The sequence below is a fragment of the bacterium genome (assembly GCA_019912885.1).
GTDB lineage: Bacteria > Lernaellota > Lernaellaia > JACKCT01 > JACKCT01 > JAIOHV01.
Genome location: JAIOHV010000077.1, coordinates 1 through 18,213 on the forward strand (window position 1 = coordinate 1; position 18,213 = coordinate 18,213).

At 65.5% G+C, this 18,213-nt stretch carries 13 protein-coding genes; 1 reads left to right on the forward strand and 12 read right to left on the reverse strand.

The window, feature by feature from the left end:
- From K8I61_06480 to K8I61_06505, 6 genes are all read right to left on the reverse strand, one after another.
- Positions 1-1,288: AAA family ATPase (locus K8I61_06480; GenBank protein MBZ0271663.1), on the reverse strand; the 1,288-nt coding region annotated here is incomplete at its 3' end.
- A gap of 576 nt (positions 1,289-1,864) precedes the next feature.
- Positions 1,865-2,587 carry a nucleotidyl transferase AbiEii/AbiGii toxin family protein gene (locus K8I61_06485; protein ID MBZ0271664.1) on the reverse strand — a complete coding sequence of 241 codons (723 nt, stop codon included), beginning with the start codon at positions 2,585-2,587 and terminating at the stop codon, positions 1,865-1,867.
- Positions 2,539-3,153, reverse strand: coding sequence for a type IV toxin-antitoxin system AbiEi family antitoxin domain-containing protein (locus tag K8I61_06490; GenBank protein MBZ0271665.1), 615 nt, complete (start codon positions 3,151-3,153; stop codon positions 2,539-2,541). The genes K8I61_06485 and K8I61_06490 overlap by 49 nt, the downstream gene beginning before the upstream one ends.
- A gap of 471 nt (positions 3,154-3,624) precedes the next feature.
- A complete protein-coding gene (locus K8I61_06495; GenBank protein MBZ0271666.1) occupies positions 3,625-5,181 on the reverse strand; it encodes a hypothetical protein in 1,557 nt (518 codons plus the stop codon).
- 2 nt (positions 5,182-5,183) lie between these two features.
- Positions 5,184-6,335, reverse strand: a complete 1,152-nt coding sequence (locus tag K8I61_06500; GenBank protein ID MBZ0271667.1) for a formylglycine-generating enzyme family protein — start codon at positions 6,333-6,335, stop codon at positions 5,184-5,186.
- Positions 6,336-6,461: 126 nt separating this feature from the next.
- Complete coding sequence (locus tag K8I61_06505) at positions 6,462-7,118, reverse strand: DUF1566 domain-containing protein (protein MBZ0271668.1); 657 nt, start codon at positions 7,116-7,118, stop codon at positions 6,462-6,464.
- Positions 7,119-7,266: 148 nt separating this feature from the next.
- Between K8I61_06505 and K8I61_06510 the strand changes: the two genes are divergently transcribed.
- A complete protein-coding gene (locus tag K8I61_06510) occupies positions 7,267-7,965 on the forward strand; it encodes a class I SAM-dependent methyltransferase (protein ID MBZ0271669.1) in 699 nt (232 codons plus the stop codon).
- 176 nt (positions 7,966-8,141) lie between these two features.
- Here K8I61_06510 and K8I61_06515 read toward each other — a convergent pair whose 3' ends face one another.
- The 6 genes from K8I61_06515 to K8I61_06540 all read right to left on the reverse strand — a co-directional run.
- Positions 8,142-10,052 (reverse strand): hypothetical protein, encoded by a 1,911-nt coding sequence (locus K8I61_06515; GenBank protein MBZ0271670.1) that lies wholly within the window; start codon positions 10,050-10,052, stop codon positions 8,142-8,144.
- A 161-nt stretch (positions 10,053-10,213) separates the two neighbouring features.
- Complete coding sequence (locus K8I61_06520; protein ID MBZ0271671.1) at positions 10,214-10,726, reverse strand: transposase; 513 nt, start codon at positions 10,724-10,726, stop codon at positions 10,214-10,216.
- A gap of 465 nt (positions 10,727-11,191) precedes the next feature.
- Positions 11,192-13,090 carry a hypothetical protein gene (locus tag K8I61_06525; protein MBZ0271672.1) on the reverse strand — a complete coding sequence of 633 codons (1,899 nt, stop codon included), beginning with the start codon at positions 13,088-13,090 and terminating at the stop codon, positions 11,192-11,194.
- 350 nt (positions 13,091-13,440) lie between these two features.
- The gene (locus tag K8I61_06530) at positions 13,441-15,339 is read right to left on the reverse strand and encodes a hypothetical protein (protein MBZ0271673.1); all 1,899 of its coding nucleotides are present in this window, start codon (positions 15,337-15,339) and stop codon (positions 13,441-13,443) included.
- A 237-nt stretch (positions 15,340-15,576) separates the two neighbouring features.
- Positions 15,577-17,277, reverse strand: a complete 1,701-nt coding sequence (locus tag K8I61_06535; GenBank protein MBZ0271674.1) for a hypothetical protein — start codon at positions 17,275-17,277, stop codon at positions 15,577-15,579.
- 115 nt (positions 17,278-17,392) lie between these two features.
- Positions 17,393-18,213 (reverse strand): hypothetical protein (locus tag K8I61_06540; GenBank protein ID MBZ0271675.1); only part of this gene is annotated, 821 nt, incomplete at its 5' end.

Consider the following 18,213-nt stretch of genomic DNA (forward strand, 5'->3'; position numbering starts at 1 on the left):
CGAGGGGCTCGATCTCGGCGCCGAGATTCGCGATGCGTTCTTCGTCGCGGGCGCGGCGGTTGGCGTCTCCGGTGTCCTGGCCGCCGAGGGTGGCGAGTTCGCGCGTGAGCCGCTCGACGATCTCGCGCCGTTCGCCGGCGACGCGCGAGTTTTCGCGGCGCGTGTTGCGGTAGAACTCCAGGCGCCCGCGGGCCTCGTCGAGCCGGACCGCGAGGCCCTCGAGCCCGGCGTCGGCCTCGCGGGTTTCGGAAAGGGCGGCGTCCGCGGCGGCGAGCAGCTCGGGCATCGAGGCGGCGGAGGTTTCGCTTTCCTGGCGCAGCGCGCCCTGGCGGGCTTCGTTTTCGCCGGCAATGCGCGTGAGGTTGGCGTGTTCGGCCTCGATCCGGCGCAGCTCGTCCTGGATCTTCGCGAGACCCGCCTGCTGTTCCTCGACGGATTTGGCGCCGCGCAGGTGATCGAGCTGGCGGGCCTGGAGGCGGGATTCCTCGGCAGCGAGGCGCGCCTCTTCGGAGACGATGCGCTCGGCGATCCGGGCGGCGCGGTCCTTGCGGTCGGCGTCCTGGCGGTCGATCTCGGCGGCCTGGCGGACGGCGAGCTCGATCTCGACCTCGCGCAGCTCGTCGGAAAATTCCTTCCAGCGGCGAGCCTTGCCGGCCTGGCGGGCGAGGCTGTTGACGTTGCGGCGGATCTCGGAGAGCAGGTCCTCGACGCGGGAGAGGTTGTCTTGCGTCGAGGCGATTTTGCGTTCGGTTTCCTCGCGGCGGACGCGGTATTTGGTCGTGCCGGCGGCCTCCTCGATGAGGAAGCGGCGGTCCTGGGGCTTCATGGACAGGATGCGCGCGATCTGGCCCTGCTCGATGACGGCGTAGGTGCGCGCGGACATGCCGGTGTCCATCAGGAGTTCCTGGATGTCCTTCAGGCGGCAAGGAACGCGGTTGATGAGGTATTCGCTCTCGCCGTCGCGGTGGAGGCGGCGGCAGATTTCGATCTCGGTGACGCCCTCGTAGCCGATGGGGTGGACGCCGTCCTCGCAGGAGAAGCCAAGGACGACCTGAGCCATGTTGAAGGGCTTGCGGCTCGCGCTGCCGGAGAAGATGACGTCCTGCATCTCCGCGCCGCGGAGGCTTTTCGCGGACAGTTCGCCCATGACCCAACGCAGGGCATCGACGACGTTGGACTTACCGCATCCGTTGGGGCCGACGATGACGGTGATGCCGTCGTGGAAGGACAGGCGCGTCTTGTCCACGAACGACTTGAAGCCCACGAGTTCGACGTACTTGATCCGCATCGAAAACCGTTCGTCCGTCGTCGGCCCAGGATTGGGCCAGGTCGCGTTGCTACACCCGGGAAGGAGCCGATGCGGCTCCCGAATCGCATACCATATTTATTGCAAGTTCGCGCAGGGTATACCACGGGTTGTTTGGGTGTCAAGCGAAAATTCTAGGGATGGACGCTTTTTTGGGGGTGGGTACTAGATGTGGGGTTATCCACAAGGAAGCGACGCGTGACGTGCGGAGATTTCAGAGCCGCAAACGGAGCGAAGCGCGGTTGGCCACGCGCCGGGATGAACGCGATTATCGCCGGGGCGGGCCGACCGCGCGACCATTCCGGCCGCGCTGTCATCCAGCCGCCGACCAACCGATACCCGCGGACCATGAGGCGGGTACGGATTTCTGGTTCCGGATGGCGTCGACGACGGGCGCCAGGAATTCCTCGATCCGGTGAACGACCTCCGCCAGGGTTTTTGGCGTATCCGCATCGGGCAGCCGGCGCAAAAAGGCGTCCCATTGGCGGAGCTTGTCGGCGTCTCCGTAAATCCGCCCGGTAAACACCGTCGGCCTGACCGCGAGTTCCGTGCCCCGGTTCAGAACGTCCGGTGCAGAGCCTCCCCCAGCAGGGCGCCGTCGAAGGGGAAATGCCCGGCGAGATACCACAGGTCATGCAGATCCTTCATACGGGATGTCAGGAGATCGAGCCGAACCAGCGCCTGGAATTTCTCCGCCACGACGCTGACCATGCTATAGCCCCGCATCCGCGGCGCCGGGTGATCGAGTAGCGTCGGAAATTCGATCTCGGCGGCGTTAGGCACCACCACGTCGCCGAAGGCAATGTCGATCTGCATGCGAGCCCTTGCGTTGTCGAGCCTCCCGTCAAACGTAATTCTCACGCCCTCGTAATCCGCGCCCTCCTTGATCCTTGTCCCCGCGACGCTTTGCTTGTCGAAAACCACTCCATCGGGTTCGGCCTCGACTTCGCATACGTCCCGGATCGCGGCGACGATCGCGTCCACGTCGTTGTCGCCGAACGCGAGCAGGTCGATGTCGCGGGTGGGACGGGCGCGCGGCGCCGCCCAAACGACGAGCATCAACGCTCCCTTCAAAACGAATCGCCGGCCGTGCGGGGACCGGCTCCGCCGATAAGGGAACCGCTCCATCGCGTAATAGACGAGCAACTCTTCGAACGTGCGGTGGTCTTGCGCCGAGATGTTTTTCAGGCGCCGGCGCACCGAGGCCGCGACGTTTTGGATATTCTCTGGACTCACAGGATGGCTTCCAGATAGGGCCGCATGACGCGTTCCACGCGGCAAATACGAGCGAACTCCAACAACCTGGGCACCCGAATATTTTTTGCCGCCTTGGCGAGCCGAAGAGCTTCGAGCGCCACGTCAAGCCCGATCTTGTTTCGGAACTTGAAGACGTCAGCGATCGTTTTCTCCGGGCCGTAAACGCGGACGACGACCTTATCGATGCGGTGCTCCTCGATGCCCTCGGTAAACGCCGGGCCCGTATATCGGAATACGCGGACGGGCGGCGAATCGATTCGCGGGGATGCCCACGCCTTTCTGTCGACGGCGACATGGATCTCGTGCGGGATTTGCGTCGTGATCCCGTGAAAGGCCAGTGCGGAGACCATGCATATGACGCCTTGCGGTATCCGTTTCGAAACCGTGACGAGGTCCGGGTTTCCAAGTGGCGGCCTATCGGCGAGACGATAGACGCCTCGGCTCAGGCGTTCGATCCGGCCGGTGTCGGCCATGGCGTAGAGGTCGCGGGGATGGATCCCGCGGTCGAGAGCCTGTCCCGTCCGCAGAACGCCCCCAAGTTCGCGGAACACGGCCTCGGCTTTTTTTATGCGGCTGTCGCGATTCGCCATGCGCACCTTTCGGATAAAATTCTATCCATATTTATATATTAGGCAAGAATTTTATCCGACCCGATCGTATTTCGAAATAACGTGGGGGCGCGCTCAAAAAGACACGGGCGCGGCGTGTGCCGCGCCCGCGTGTCGATCGGAGGCATGACGTCGTGCCGGGGCGGTGTCGACCGCGCACTCCGTCCCGCTCGGAGCGGGACTACGTTTGCGGCCCTGACATCGCAGGTCATCGCCGGGGCGGTGTCGACCGCGCACTCCGTCCCGCTCGGAGCGGGACTACGTTTGCGGCCCTGACATCGCAGAGCGGGGCGACTTCGTTTGCGGCCCTGACATCGCAGGTCATCGCCGGGGCGGTGTCGACCGCGCACTCCGTCCCGCTCGGAGCGGGACTACGTTTGCGGCCCTGACATCGCAGAGCGGGGCGACTTCGTTTGCGGCCCTGACATTGCCGCTATCCGCGTGGAGGCTGTTTCAGCAGCCGCAGCAGCCGTCGTCATCGTCATCGTCATCGTCATCGTCGTCATCATCATCGTCATCATCATCGTCATCGTCGTCGGAGCCGCCGAAGGGAACGCATTCGTCGGCGTCTTCGTTGCACGCCTCGTCGTCGCCGCAGGGGTCGCCGGAGAAGGTGCAGATGCCGTCGTCGCCGCAGGTGGCGTCGCCGGTGCAGAAGAGGCCGTCGTCGCAGTCGGCGTCCGTCTCGCAGGGGCAGGTGACGCCGAAAGCGACCACGCCGCCTTCGTCGGCAAGCGGGTTGGCGTCCGCGTCCTCGGCGCCGAACAGGTGCCCGACGAATACGCCGGTGGCGATGTTGATGCACGTGTCCGGCTCGAGCGCGATGAAGGAGAGGTCGATCGTGAACTCTTCGCCCGCACCGAGATCCGCGGCGAACGAATCCGTGAGGTCATCCCAGGACAGGCGGTCGGTTTCCTGCGCGTCGGGCGCGGGGAGGACGGAATCGAGCTCGACGAGGTCGCTCGAGAAACGGATTTCGAACGGTGCGAGCGTGATGGCCGCGTCGCCGTTATTGGCCACGCGCACGCGCACTTCGAAGGTGCCGCCGATGCCGGCCTCGCTGCCGAGGGGGTCGAGGATCTCGACGGTCACGAAATCGCCGAAGTCGACTGTGCCGGCCTCGGCGTCGGTGGGGCTGTAGGAGTCGTCGCCGATCTCGTAGCTGTTCAGCACGGTGAGCGTATCCGCGTCGGCCACGGTGATGCCGGCGGGCGGATTTTCGGCGTCGCCGCCGACGGCAACGACGCGGCCGCCCTCGGGATCGACGGCGATGCCCTTCATGGGCGTAAAGCCGAAGTCTTCGATCGTTTCGCTCATGGCGGCGATATCGTAGCGCGTGACGTTCGGGCCGGCGAATGCGGTGGTCGAGAAAACGATCGGCGAGACCGGATCGACGGCGCCGAGCGCGACGCCGAACTCGGTGATGGTGTACGAGCCGAGTTCGTTGCCGGTATCGGCGTCGTAGTAGCGGACATCGAAGCTGCCGTCGCCGGTGTAGAGCACGTTGTCGAGCACGGCCATGCCGAAGATGCCGTTGTTGGTCGACAGATCGACGCTGCCGACATGATCGAGATCGGCGCCCGCGTAGATGTGGACTTCCGTGGTCTGCACATCCGCGACGTAGAAGCGGCCGGTGCTTGCGTCGAACGCCATCGGTGCGATGTTGGTGAGTTCAGCGAGGGTGACGCGTCCCAGGCTCTCGAGCGTCGCGGCGTCGAAAACGTCGAGCTGGTTTGAGTGCTCGGAGGCGACGTAAACCTTGCCGTTCACGGAGTCCACCGCGACGCCGACCGGGCCCTCGACGGGCTCGCCGAGCCCATCGCGCAGGGCGGTCTTGGCGGGGATCAACTCGTCCTCGAAGAGGATGAACGCCTGAAGTGGCCACGGGTCGGCGTTGGTGTGCGTGAGGGCGTAGATCACCTTGGTGGTGACGGGCAGTTCGGCGCGCGCGGCGGGCGCGGCGCCAAGCGCGGCGACGATCACCGCGACGCAGAGCATTCGGCGAAGCATGGTTATTCCTTTCCTTGCGCCGCGGGCGGCGCGGTGCGTATCAATCGTAAACCGACATCCTCGTCGCGCAGGCTGGCGGCGCCAAAGCGGCGTTTGGCAAGACGCGTGTCAGCCGCGGTGGAGAACATGGCGCCTCCGCGATAGACGCGAAAGAGCGTTCCGCCCTTTCCGGTGGGGTCAGTTTGGGGCGATGTGTCGTACGGCGCATCCGCCTCTTCGTCAACGCCGTCCCAGACCCATTCCCAGATGTTGCCGAGCACGTCGTGGAGGCCGTTGGCGTTCGGGGTCTTCAGGCCGACCTCGTGGATGTCGAAGCCGGAGTTTCCGCAATACCAGGCGATCTCCTTGAGGCCGTTGTCGCCGCACGAGGTGTTGACGATGTCGCCGTTGTAGAACGCGGTGGAGGCGCCGGCGCGCGCGAAAAACTCCCATTCTGCCTCGGTCGGCAAGCGCCAGCCGGTGCAGTCCTGGTCCCAGTCTACGTCGGTGGGGGTGTTGATCGTGTAACACTCCTCGAGGCCAAGCGCCGTGGACAGGGCATTGGCGAACGTGACGGCCTCCGTCCAGGTGACGGTGCCGACGGGGAAGTCGTCGCCGCAACCCTGCTGGCCGACGGGCAGGCCGCCGGTGACGCCCTTGTAGAGGGACTGCGTGATCTCGTGGACGGAAACGAGCATGTCGCGCGTGAGCGTGACGGAGTGCTGCGTTTCCCAGCCGTCCACGTCGCGGCCAAGCTCGGCGTCCGGGCTGCCCATCGTGAACGCGCCGGCCGACACGGGAACGGTGGCGGGCGCGACGACGGCGCCAGTCACGTCCGGGCACTGCTCGGTATCGTCATCGCCGGTGTCGTCGTCCGCGTCATCATCGCCGGTATCGTCGTCGCCGGTATCGTCGTCGTCGGCGTCGTCATCGGCGGCGTCGTCATCGGCGGCGTCGTCGTCGGGCAGGGTGTCGTCATCGTCACCGGCGGTATCGTCGTCGGCGTCGTCGTCGCCGGTGTCGTCGTCCGCGACGTCATCATCGGCAAAATCGTCGTCGTCGTCATCGTCATCGTCGTCATCGCCGCAGCCGCAACCGAGGGGGAAAGCGGCAAGGGCGAGGGCGTTAAGGGCGAACAGGAAAATCGCGGCCGATCGGCGAAGCGGATATTTCATGGTGGACTTCCGATTTTTCCAGTCAAAAGGGCGGTCTTCCGCTTACCGGAAGCCGCCCCATGAGAATGCATTCAAGGGCGACAGGTTTGTCCGGTTTGGCCGGTACGTCAAGCCCCCGCGCGGCGGTCAGTCCGGATCGCGGACGCACCGGGCGAGGTTTTCGCCAAGGTACTGAATCCCGCCGACGGTCGCGGTTTCGTAATCGACGAACCAGCCGTTGGTCGTCTCGAACGGATCGACGGTGATTGACCAATAGGCGCCGATCGTGCCGGTAAGTTCGGCCGGCCAGTATTGCCCTTCGGGTCCGGGGCCTTCGAGCGGATTTTCGTTGCAGCCGTGGCATTCGAAGTTGAAGCAGGGGCCCTCGGAGGAGCATTCGTCGGTCAGAAGGCACTCGCCGCCGGGCTCGGTGGCGGGGCAGCCGCGGACGAGCGAACGCAGTTCGGAGATCGTCGGCAGGCGCCAGTCCTCGTAGCCCCCGAAATCCAGGGACACGCAGTAGCTGAACGCGTCGTCCTGGTTGAGCGCGCCGTCGGAGACGCCGTCCTGCCAGATCAGGCCGGTTGTTTCGTCGATGTAAACATCGGGGTTGTCCGAGGCGTCGTCATCGCCATCGTCGTCGTCATCGTCATCGCCGGCGTCGTCGTCGCCGTCATCGTCATCATCGTCGTCGTCGTCGTCATCGTCGTCGTCGTCATCGTCCCCACAACCGCATCCGAGCGGGAAGGCGGCAAGGGCGAAGGCGATAAGGGCCAACAAGGCGAAAAGCTGTTTGTTTTTCATGGGGTCCGTCCGTTTTTTCTGCTAAAAAAAAGCGGTCTTCCGGCCGCCGGAAGCCGCCCCAACGGGACAACTCAGCGCGCAGACTTCCGTGCGAATTGCGATCCGTCAACCCGACGCAGGTCAAACGCCTGGCGCGGGGCCTAACGCGGTGGACAATCGCGTCGCGCCGGGCATTATTGCGCGCGCCATGGACGATTTCGTCATCGACGACCATCACCTGACGCCCGCCGCGCGCGCGCTTGCGGCAAAATACCAAATGACCTCGCGTTTTTACGACGTTCTCGACTACCCCTGGGAGCGGCAATACCGGCAATGGCGGCCGATCCTCGTGGGGGACGCGACGGGCGCGGTGATGGAGGCGGGCGTCGGCACGGGGCGGAATCTGCGGCATTACGCGCCGGATGCCAAAGTTACCGCGTTTGATTTAAGCGAGGGCATGCTTCGGATCGCGAGCCGGCGAGCGCGTCGGGCGGCGTGTCCCGTGAATCTGTTGCGGCGCGACGCGACGCGGCTTGCCGGGGTGCCGTCGGATCGTTTCGACTGGTACATCGCGACGTTTTTGTACTGCGTGATGCCAAACGACCTCCAGCCGGCGGCGCTTTCCGAGGCGATTCGCGTGCTGAAACCGGGCGGGAGGATTCGGCTTCTCGAGATGGTTTATTCGAACGATCCGCGCCTGTTGGCGCGGCAGCGGCGATTCGCGCCGTTTGTCGAGAAGGTTTACGGCGCGCGCTTCGATCGGCGAACGCTTGAGTTTCTACGCGCGGACGGTCGCGTGGAGATCACCGAGACGCGGTTTCTGAAGGCGGATACGTATCTGCTGATCGAGGGGCGCAAGCGGTCGTAGGGTCGGCGATGTCAGGGCCGCAAACGAAGCGCAGCCGCTGGCGGAGCGAAGTGCGCGGTCGGTTTCGAGCCGGGAATGACGCGGTTTTTTCCGGGGCGGTATCAACCGCGCACTCCGTCACCTCGCTCGGAGCGAGGCGACTTCGTTTGCGGCCCTGATATCGCAGGGACCCAGGGTTACTTACCGCAGGCGCCGCCGGTGATGGAGAACTCGGGCTCGTCGGCGGACAGGCCATCGTCGGGCTCGGGCTCGGGCTCGGTATCGTCGTCATCCTGTTCCTCGATGGCGATGCAGGCGTCGGTGTCTTCCTCGCAGACCTCGTTTTCGTCGCAGGGATTTCCGGCGTGCTGGCACTCGAGCTGGTTTGGCGTGCAGAACTCGTCGCCGTTGCAGAACAGGCCGTCGTCCGGGCAGGGGTCTTCGTCGTCGGAGACGCACTGATCGACGCCCTCGTCGCAGGTCGTCTCGCCGTTGCACCAGTTGTTGTCATCGACGCACGGATTGCCGGTGTGGCCGCATTCCTCGAGGTCCTCGATGCAGATGATGGTTTCGGCGCCGTTGCAGAACAGGCCGTCGTCCATCGGGCAGGGGTTGCCGGCGGAGACGCACGCGCCGTCGGTGCAGGACTCGGGGCCGTTGCAATACACGCCGTCGTCGCACTCCTGGTCCGTGAGGCAGATGCAGTGAATGGTGAACTTGAAGACGGATTCGGCGTCCTCCACGGGCTGGCCGTTGTCGAATTCGGCGTCGTGCATGCGCGCGAGATTTTGTCCCTTGACCGTCGTTTCGCAGATGTCCGGCTGGGCCAGGAAATGCGCCTCGATGATGGCGGACTCGCCAAAGTCCAGGTCGGCGCCGATCTGCGCGATGAGATCGGACCAGTCGATCTGGCCGTCGTCGACGTTGTCGTCGGACGGCGGGACGGAAAAGAGATAGGTGAGCTGCGCCGGATCGTATTCGTCCGTCACGGGCAGGATGTGGATCGGCTCGGAGGATTGATTCGTGATCTCGATTTCGAAGACGACCTCGTCGGAGAGGTCGATCTGGCCGTTCGGGTGCGAGGTGGACGATTTGTCGATCGAGCCGCCGAAGGCGAGCCAGGTGGAATCGAGATCGGTGGGACTCCAGCCGCTTTGGCCGAACGCGACGCGGCCCGTTTCCTGGAGCGTGGTGACGTCGACGGCGCGGATGGTCGGCTTGGCGGAAAATCCGCTGCCGGCGTCCACGACGACGTAAACGGTGTTGTCGTTCTGGTTCACCGCGACGCCCCGGCCGGTGACGCTGCTGCCGAGGAAGTGGAAATTCTCCGTGGCGGTTCCGGTGTGGAGGTAGTGCAGGTAGGGGCTGTCGGGCGGCTCGTGCGCGCCGGAGACGGAGGTGCAAAACAGGACGGGATCGTCGCCGTCCATGAACACCGCAAGGCCGACGCACACGCCCTGCAAGAAGGTGGCGCTGCCGATTTCCGTGTGATTGGCGACGTCGTACCAGCGCACGGTCGGGGTGGCGTCGGAGACGAAGAGCGTGTCGACGCCGGCCACGTCCGCGACGACGTCGATGCCCCAGGCGCCGTCACCGGTGGGCAGCACCCACTTGTCGAGCTCGGTGAAGTTTGTCGTGTCGAAGACCCACACGTCGTTCTCGCGGCGGTCAATGACGAACAGGTGGCCGAGGTCCTCGAGCACGTCCATGCCGGCCAGATCGTCCGGGGGCGGCGAACCGGAAAGGGCCACGGTGCCCAGCGGGCTGGCGTCGGTGGCATCGAAAAGATCGACGGCGCCGGAGAACTCGTAGGAGACGAACAGGCGTTTCACGTACGGATCGACGGCGAGGCCCACGGGGCCGCCGTCGCGGTTGATCGGGTTCCAGGTTTCGTCGAGGGCGAAGGCGTTGCCCGGCGGCAAAACGGTGAAGGCCGAAAGCGGAAACGAGAACGAGGCGTTGATGTCGCCGATGACGTAGAGCGTGCGCGTTTGCAGCGACTGCGCCGCGGCGGTCGCCGGGGCAAGCGCCGACAAGGCGGCGACGGCGAGAATTACAAGTCCAAAACGCACTGGAAAAACCCGGCGTTCGCGATGGGATCGAAGCATGGAACCCTCCGTGGGGAGTTCTATAGCACGCGAGGTTCGCGGCGCAAACGGGGGAGGATGGGATGGCGAGGGCGGGGCCGACATGCGATATCAGGGCCGCAAACGGAGCGCAGCGGAGTGCGCGGTCGATACCGCCCCGACATCGCCGCGTCCGATGAACTCTATCGCGTCGGCGCCTGCGTAAACACCAACATCGGCTCGCCCTGTTCGTAAAGTACATATTCGATCGCGGCGACCACATCATCGCGCGACCACAGGTATCGCGTGCTGCCGTGTTCGGTCCATCGTCGTCGATCCGCCTCGTCCAAGCCTGACTTGTTCAAATACCGGCTCGTATAAGCCTTGAACGCCACCATGACGCGCTCGGGTTTCGTGTTCGCTTCGACGACGGCATGGACATGTGTCTCGCGAGCGTGCCACGCGCAAAGATGCCATCGCCGGCGCCGACAGACGTCTCGGACCGCATCAAGAGCGATTCGCGCGCGCTGTTCGTCTAGCCGATACGGAACCTGCGACATGTTTGCACGCTCGTGTTGTTCGAGGTTCGGATTTGGCGCCAACGGTGGGAGCTGATATCCGCGATGATGTCGGTTCACCGATCCTTCGGCATCGCCGTGAACGCGGTGCCCGTAGCACGAAAAGGTGATGAAGTAGGCAAGCGGCTCGTTTGGCATTGACGTGGTGGTCATGGAATATTTGTGGCGAATTGGCGGGCAAGGCAATAGCAAGCGATGCCGGGGCGGTATCGACCGCGCACTCCGTCCCGCCCGGAGCGGAACTGCGTTTGCGGCCCTGACGGGCAGTCGCGACGGTCGTGGAGAGAGCGCGGCGATGCCGGGGCGGGGTCGACCGCGCACTCCGCTGCGCTCCGTTTGCGGCTCCGACGGCGCAGATCATCGCTGGGGCGGTATCGACCGCGCACTCCGCTGCGCTCCGTTTGCGGCTCCGACGGCGCAGATCATTGCTGGGGCGGTGTCGACCGCGCACTCCGCTTCGCTCCGTTTGCGGCTCCGACGGCGCAGATCATTGCTGGGGCGGTATCGACCGCGCACTCCGCTTCGCTCCGTTTGCGGCCCTGACGCACACCGTTCGCTTCGTTTGCGGCCCTGACGGCGTGGGCTCTGACGGCGTGCTTTTCGTCAGTTCCCGCAGGCGCCGCCGGTGATGGTGAACTCGGGGTCGTCGGCGGCGGCTTCCACGTCGTCGTCGGGCTCGGGCTCTTCATCTTCCGTGAGGCACGAGTCGGTCGGCTCGTCGCAAATTTCGTCCTCGTCGCACGGGTTGCCGGTGTGCTGGCAGTCGAGCTGGTTGGGCGAGCAGGATTCCTCGCCGTTGCAGAACAGGCCGTCATCCGGGCAGGGGTCCGTGTCGGATTCGACGCACAGGTCGAGTTCCTCGTCGCACGTCTCCTCGCCGTTGCACCAGTTGCCGTCGTCGGCGCAGGGGTTTCCCTCGTGGGCGCATTCCTGCGTCGATTCGACGCAGACGATGGTCTCGGGGCCGTTGCAGAAGAGGCCGTCGTCAAGCGGGCAGGGATTGCCCTCGGAGACGCACACGCCTTCGGTGCAGGTTTCGGCGCCGTTGCACCACACGCCGTCGTCGCATTGCTCGTCGGTGAGGCAGATGCAGTTGATGGTGTAGGGGAAGACGGAGGTGGCGTCGTCGAGCGGCTGGGCGAGGTCGTTTTCCGCATCGTGCATTTCGGCTGTGTTTTCGCCCTGCACGATCGTTTCGCAAGCGTCGGGCTGCGCGAGGAAATGCACCTCGACGGTCAGCGTCTCGTTGAAGTCGAGGTCGTCGCCGACCTGGGCGATGAGATCGGTCCAGTCGATCTGGCCGTCGTCGAGGTTGTCGTCGGACGGCGGATTCGAGAACAGGTAGGTGAGCTGCGTCGTGTCGTAGGTGTCCGTCAGCGGCAGGACGTGGATGCCCCGGGAGGCGTGGTTGGTGATCTTGATTTCGAAGACGACCTCGTCGGAGAGGTCGATCTGGCCGTTCGGGTGCGATGCGCAGGTCTTGTTGACGGTGCCGCCGAAGGCGAGCCAGGTCGCCTCGAGGTCGGTCGGGCTCCAGGTGCCGGACGAACCGGCGAGGTTGGTGCGGCCGGTTTCCTGGAGCGTGTTGACGTCGATGGCCCGGACGGTCGGCTTGCCGCCGAAGATGCCCTCCGCGGCCGCGACGACGAACACGATGCCGTTGACCTGGTCGACGGAGATTCCGCGCCCCGTGGTGTTGCCGAGATAATGGCCGGACTCGGTGCCGGTGCCGGTGTGGTAGTAATGGACCCAGGAGCTTTCCTGCGGGGTGTGGCCGCCGCCTTCCGCGGTGCAGAAGATGACCGGATCGTCGCCGTCCATGTAGACGGTGACGCCGATGCAAATGCCCTGCAGGAGGGTGGCGCTTCCGATCTCGGTGTGGTTGTCGACGTCGTACCATCGGACGATGTTCGTGGTGTCGCCGACGAACATGGCGTCCACGCCGTTCACGTCCTCGATCACGTCGATGCCCCAAGAGCCGTTGCCCGTGGGGAGATTCCACTTGTCGATTTCGTTGAAGTTCGTCGTGTCGAATCGCCAGACGTCGGAGGTCTGCCGGTCAACGACGAACAGGTGTCCCAGGCTTTCGAGCACGGACATGCCGGCGAGGTCGTCGGGGTTCGGGGAGCCGGAGAGCTGCACGGTTCCGATGGGGCTGGCGTCGGTGGCGTTGAAGATGTCGAGCGCGCCGGAGAACTCGTAGGACACGAACAGGCGCTGGACATACGGATCGACGGCCAGGCCCACGGGACCGCCGTCCCGCTGCGCGGGGCGCCAGGTTTCGGCGATATTGAACTGGCCGGCGTTGTAGCTGTACGCCTGCAACGGGAACGTGAAAGCGCCGTTGATGCTGCCGATGACGTAGATCGTGCGCGTCTGGAAGCCCTGCGCGTGCGAGGGGCCCGCCAGCACGAACGTCATCGCCACGATGACGGCGATCACGCTGATCGCGCGAAGGAGCCACGACGAGACGGTTCCGCGTTCAATCAGTCGGTTGTCCACCTGGACCTCCCATGGGTGCGCGCGGCGCTTGGGGCCCGCACGCGGGAAACGAACAACGCCCCGCGCGGCAACAGAGACCGCGCGAAGCGTGCGTAACGAGTCTGGTTTTCAAGACGCCGTCCGTGGCGATGCGGGGCAAGATCCTTCGCTTCGCTCAGGATGACAAACTCCCTTGTCGGGCCAGCTCCCATGCCGGGCGAACTCCCGTGCCGGGCGAGATCCTTCGCTTCGCTCAGGATGACAAACTCCCATGCCGGGCGAACTCCCATGCCGGGCGAACTCCCGTACCGGGCGAACTCCCATGTCGGGCGAACTCCCGTGCCGGGCGAACTCCCAAGGCACCGTTCCGATCAACCGCAGCCGCAGCAGCCGCCGGTGACCTCGCCTTCGGGCCAACCCGGCTCCTCCTCCTCATCCCCGGTGGGAATGTTGGGATCGGCGTTGGGCGGCTCCTCGGCCTCGAACGGGATGCAGACGTCATCTTCCTCGTCGCAGGTCTCACCGACGTCGCACGGATTGCCGGAGTGCTGGCACTCCAGGTTGTTTGGCGTGCAGGATTCCGTGCCGTTGCAGAACTGGCCGTCATCCTCGCACGGCGCGTCGGTCGAGACGCACTGGTCGACCTCCTCGTCGCAGGATTCGGAGCCGTTGCACCAGTTGCCGTCATCCTCGCCGCAGGGGTCGCCGGTGTGGCCGCACTCCTGCGTTTCCTCGAGGCAGACCACGGTCTCGTCGCCGTTGCACCAGAGTTCATCGTCGATGGGACACGGATTCCCGGTGGACTGGCACTCGCCCTCGACGCACGTCTCGGTGCCGTTGCACCACACGCCGTCCTCACAGTCGGCATCGACCGCGCAGACGCAGTGGATCACGTAGTCGAAGATGGCGTTGACGGTGTCGAGCGTGCCGCCGTTGTCGTCCTTCGCGTTTTCCATGATCGCGCGATTCGTGCCGTTGACCTTGTCCTGGCAGGCTTCGGGCTGCGCGGTGAAGTGCACCTCGACGGTGAAGACCTCGTCGGAAACGAGGTCATGCCCGACGGCGGGGATCAGATCGCTCCAGTCGATGATGCCGTCGTCGTTGTTGTCGTCGGACGGCGGATTCGAATAGAGGTAGGTGAGCTGCGTCGTGTCGTATTCGTCGCGCAGCGGCAGCTCGTGGATCGGCCGCGTCGCGTGGTTTGTGATCTCGATTTCGAAGACGACCTCTTCGGTCATGTTGATGTCGCCGTTCGGATGCGATGTGCTGGTCTTTTTCAGCGAGCTGCCGAAGGTGATCCAGGTGGCCTTCACGTCGGTCGGCTGCCATCCGCCGGGGAAGTCCGCGCGGGCGATCTCGGTGAGGGTCGCGATGTCGTAGGTGCGCAGCGACGGCGAGTTGAACAGGCCGCCCGGGCCGACCGACAGGTAGGCGTGCGCCTTGTACTGGTTGACGTCGATGCCGCGGCCGGTGCCCTTGACGTCCACCTTGGTTTCGAGGTTCGCGCCGTGATCTTTCTTGACGAGCCAGGGCGAATCCGGCGGCCCGTGCCCGCCGCCTTCGGAGGTGGCGAGGATGATGGGGTTCGACCCGCCCTCGACGTAAACGCCGATGCCGACGACGGAGTTCGAGAGGATGAACGAATTGCCCGCCTCGGCGTGCGTATCGACATTGTACCAGCGCACCCAGTTCGAGGAGTCGGTCACGAAGACGACGCTCTGGCCGCCGAGGTCCTCGATGACATCGATATCCCAGATGCCGCCGCCGGAGGGCGTCTGCCACGTCGCGAGCGGGGCGAAGGTGTCGGAGTCGAAGACGTAAATGTTCTTCTGCGAGCGGTCGATGACGTAGAAGTGGCCGCGATCCTGGTGGACGTCCATGCCGCAGAGGTCGGACGTTCCGATCAGCGGGATTTGCCCAAGGGGGCTGGCGTCGCGGGCGGAGAAGACATCGACGACGCCGGAGAACTCGTATGACACGAACAGGCGTTCGTTGTACGGATCGACGGCGAGGCCGACGGGACCGCCGTCGCGGTTGACGGGCCGCCACGTTTCGGCGAGCAGGAGCTGGTCGGTCGCATCGACCAGGTAGGCCGAAAGCGGGAACGAGAACGCGGCGTTGATGTTGCCGATGGAGAAGACGGTTTTCACGTCGTCGGTATTCACCTGCGCCGATGCGGGCGCGGCGAGAAAAAAGCAAAGCAGGACAAGGCATCCCGCGGCGGCGAGAGGTCGCCGCAATCCGGAAATCCGCTTCATAACGGTCGTCATATCGTCCCCTGGGCCGGCCGCGTCACCGAATGGCGCGTCGTCGTGTTGCCCCGTGTCAGGAAGTTCCCAAAATCAAAGCGCATTTTTATAGCAGACCGCGAGGCGTTCGCCAACTGGGCGAACGGCGGTATCGAAAGACAATTATGCCTTTTTTTGAGGAGGCGGCGCCAGCTTTTTTGTGGCGTGACGAGAACAGAAAAAATTTCTCGCGTACCGCGGCCGACAATGCGAGCGTGCTCACCAAACGTGGCCGGCCATGCCTTCGACGGCGGCTTCGTTTTCAGCCGGCATGACCCCGGAGAGGACCCAGATACTGCGTAACGCGCCGCCGTCCGCGACGGTGACGCGCACCCGTCCCCCCGGCGGAATGAGCGCGAGGGCCTGCGTGTTGTTTTCGTTGTCCGGGCACGGGGCGCAGCCGGCCATGACGACGGCCGCCTTGCCGTCGATGCGAAGCTCGTCGCCCCGCGCGCCGGCTTCGAGGGCGACGAGAACCGGCGGGCCGTCATTCGCGACGTTAGCGGCGCGATGGTCGTGCATGATCGAAACGTGGGGGTGCGCCTTGTCGATCGGCCAAAGCGTGACGGGTCCGGCGCGAAGGCCGCCGGATACACCCTCGGGGGGATCGACCGCGGCGACGAAAATGTTGGGGAGCGCGTCGGGCGCGCCGGTCCGTCCGGCGTCCCAGCGCCGCACGGCGTTCAGGGCGCCGGAGGAAAGCCCGGCGAAGACGGGGGGAGCGCCGGGCGGCGTTGCAAGGAGGTCATGTCCCGCCCGGACGATCGCGCGCACGCGCCGCGAATAGCGCAGCGCGCTGACGCTTTCGTTGAAATCCGGATCCGGCGGCAGGCGGCGATCGCGGAGGACGGACAGGGCGCCGAGTTCGATGACCATGACGCCCGCCGCCACGGCGGCGACAAACGCGCCCGCGCGCCGGCGTCGGGCGGGCGCGCGGGCCAGGGCGGCGATGACGATTCCGAAAAGGACGGCGCGCGGCGCCGCGGCCATGGCCATCTCGCGCGGCTCCGCGCCGATGTTGGAGTGTACGATCGCGGGGATGGCGGCCAGGACGTACCAGGCAACGGCGTCGCGAATGGCGGGGACCGAGCGGACTTCGCGGTTCCGGATCGCGATCCCGATGCCGATCGCCGCGAACAGGTGCGCGAACAGGACCAGGTCGAAGCGGCCGCCTAGCCCCGGCCCGGCGGCGGCGGACAGGCGCTCGGCGGCGTAGGCGGCAAGCTCCCGGGCATCGCCGACGCCGCCCTGCGCGGCGGGCACGAGACCGAGCGCGACCCAGGCCAGCGTGAATGCGATCGCCCCCGCGGGGTTTCGCCTTGGCGAAACGACGAGATCGACGACGAGCACGGGCAGGATGAAAAGCGCGACGATGTGCAGGTGAATGCACAGGGCGTAAATCAGCCCGGCGATCGCATGGCCGGCGATTCCCGGGGCCTGCCGCGCATGCTGCCATGCGACGTAAAACAGCGGGGCCAGGATAAAAAGCGCGATGGAATTTTCGCCGACCATCAGCGCGGGTTCGGGCGCGGCGGCGAGCATGATCGTGCTCGCGGCGCGAACGTCGGCCGGCAAAAACCGCTTCGACGATCTCCAAAAAACAACGACCGCGGCCAGATGTCCCGCGAGCTGGAGCAGAAGGTGTCCGCGGATCGATACGCCCGCCGCAAGCAGAAATTCCTGGAGCCGAAAAAACAGCGATGACCCGAAAAAGACGTCCGAATAACCGACCTCCCACGAGAGCGGCGGATTCATCGCGGCGTGCCGCGCGTCGATCACGCTCGCGATCTGCGCTAGCGGCGCGATATCGACGTCGTCAAAACCCGACGACGCCAGCGCCGAGACGGCGATCGCAACCACGATCGCCGCGATCAGTCCGAGACGTGCGTCGCCAGAGTCTTCGGGGAGGAACTTGCGCACGCCGCGACGTTAAGCCGAACGGGAACGCCGCGTCCAATCGGAGGCGCGAGGCGCGCGGAAGCGACGTTCGAAATCCGGCGGGCAGGGATGCAAGCCGGCTCGCCGATCGATGCGGTCAACGAACCTGCGCGAGGAAGTAAGCCCGAATGGACGTGGGCGGGACGCCATCGTCCGCCGGGGCGGAGACGATAGGAGCCGTGTCGGCCCGGGAAATTTGCACGATGGCCTGGGCGTCCCGAACACGCGGCGCGGGGGCGCCGCTTTGCAGAATCCACGCGCGTACCGCGGTGGGCGGCGCGTCGGCGACAATGCGCGCCGACGCACCGGGCGCAAGCCGCACAAGGGCCTGGGCGTAGTCACAATCGTTGCTTGCGAACCAATCGCGGGACGCGGCCGCGATGTCGTGATCGGGTGAACCTTCCACGGCGCCGCGCCGCGCATGCGGCTTTGATGGGACCATGTATTGATCGAGGGGTCCGCTCACCGGATGACCATTGTCGATCATGCCCTCGATTTCGATCGCGATCAGGGACGGCTCGTCATTCCCGTCGCCCGGGGGCGGCGCGGTGATGGTGGCCGATGTCCGGCCGCCGGGCGCCGCCGCCACGATCACGGTCGCGGGGCGCTCGATGCGCCACAACGTGACGGCACCGGCATCGTAATGGCCCGCGGCACCGCCGGGCGCGCGGACTCCCGCGACAAAGATGCGCGGCGCACGGTTGGGGCGCGGATCGCGTGTCTGCCAGCGACGCACCGCATTGAGCGGATATTCGGCGAGCCCCGCGAAAACGCGATCGCGCGCGGGAATGTCGGGGGCCGCGACGGCGGCGGCGCGGATCACGCTCATGGCATTCGGCGGATAGTCCAGGGTATCGGATTTCTCACAGAAATCGTCGGGATGGCGCGGCGCGTGGCCGTTGACCGAGGGCCATAGGT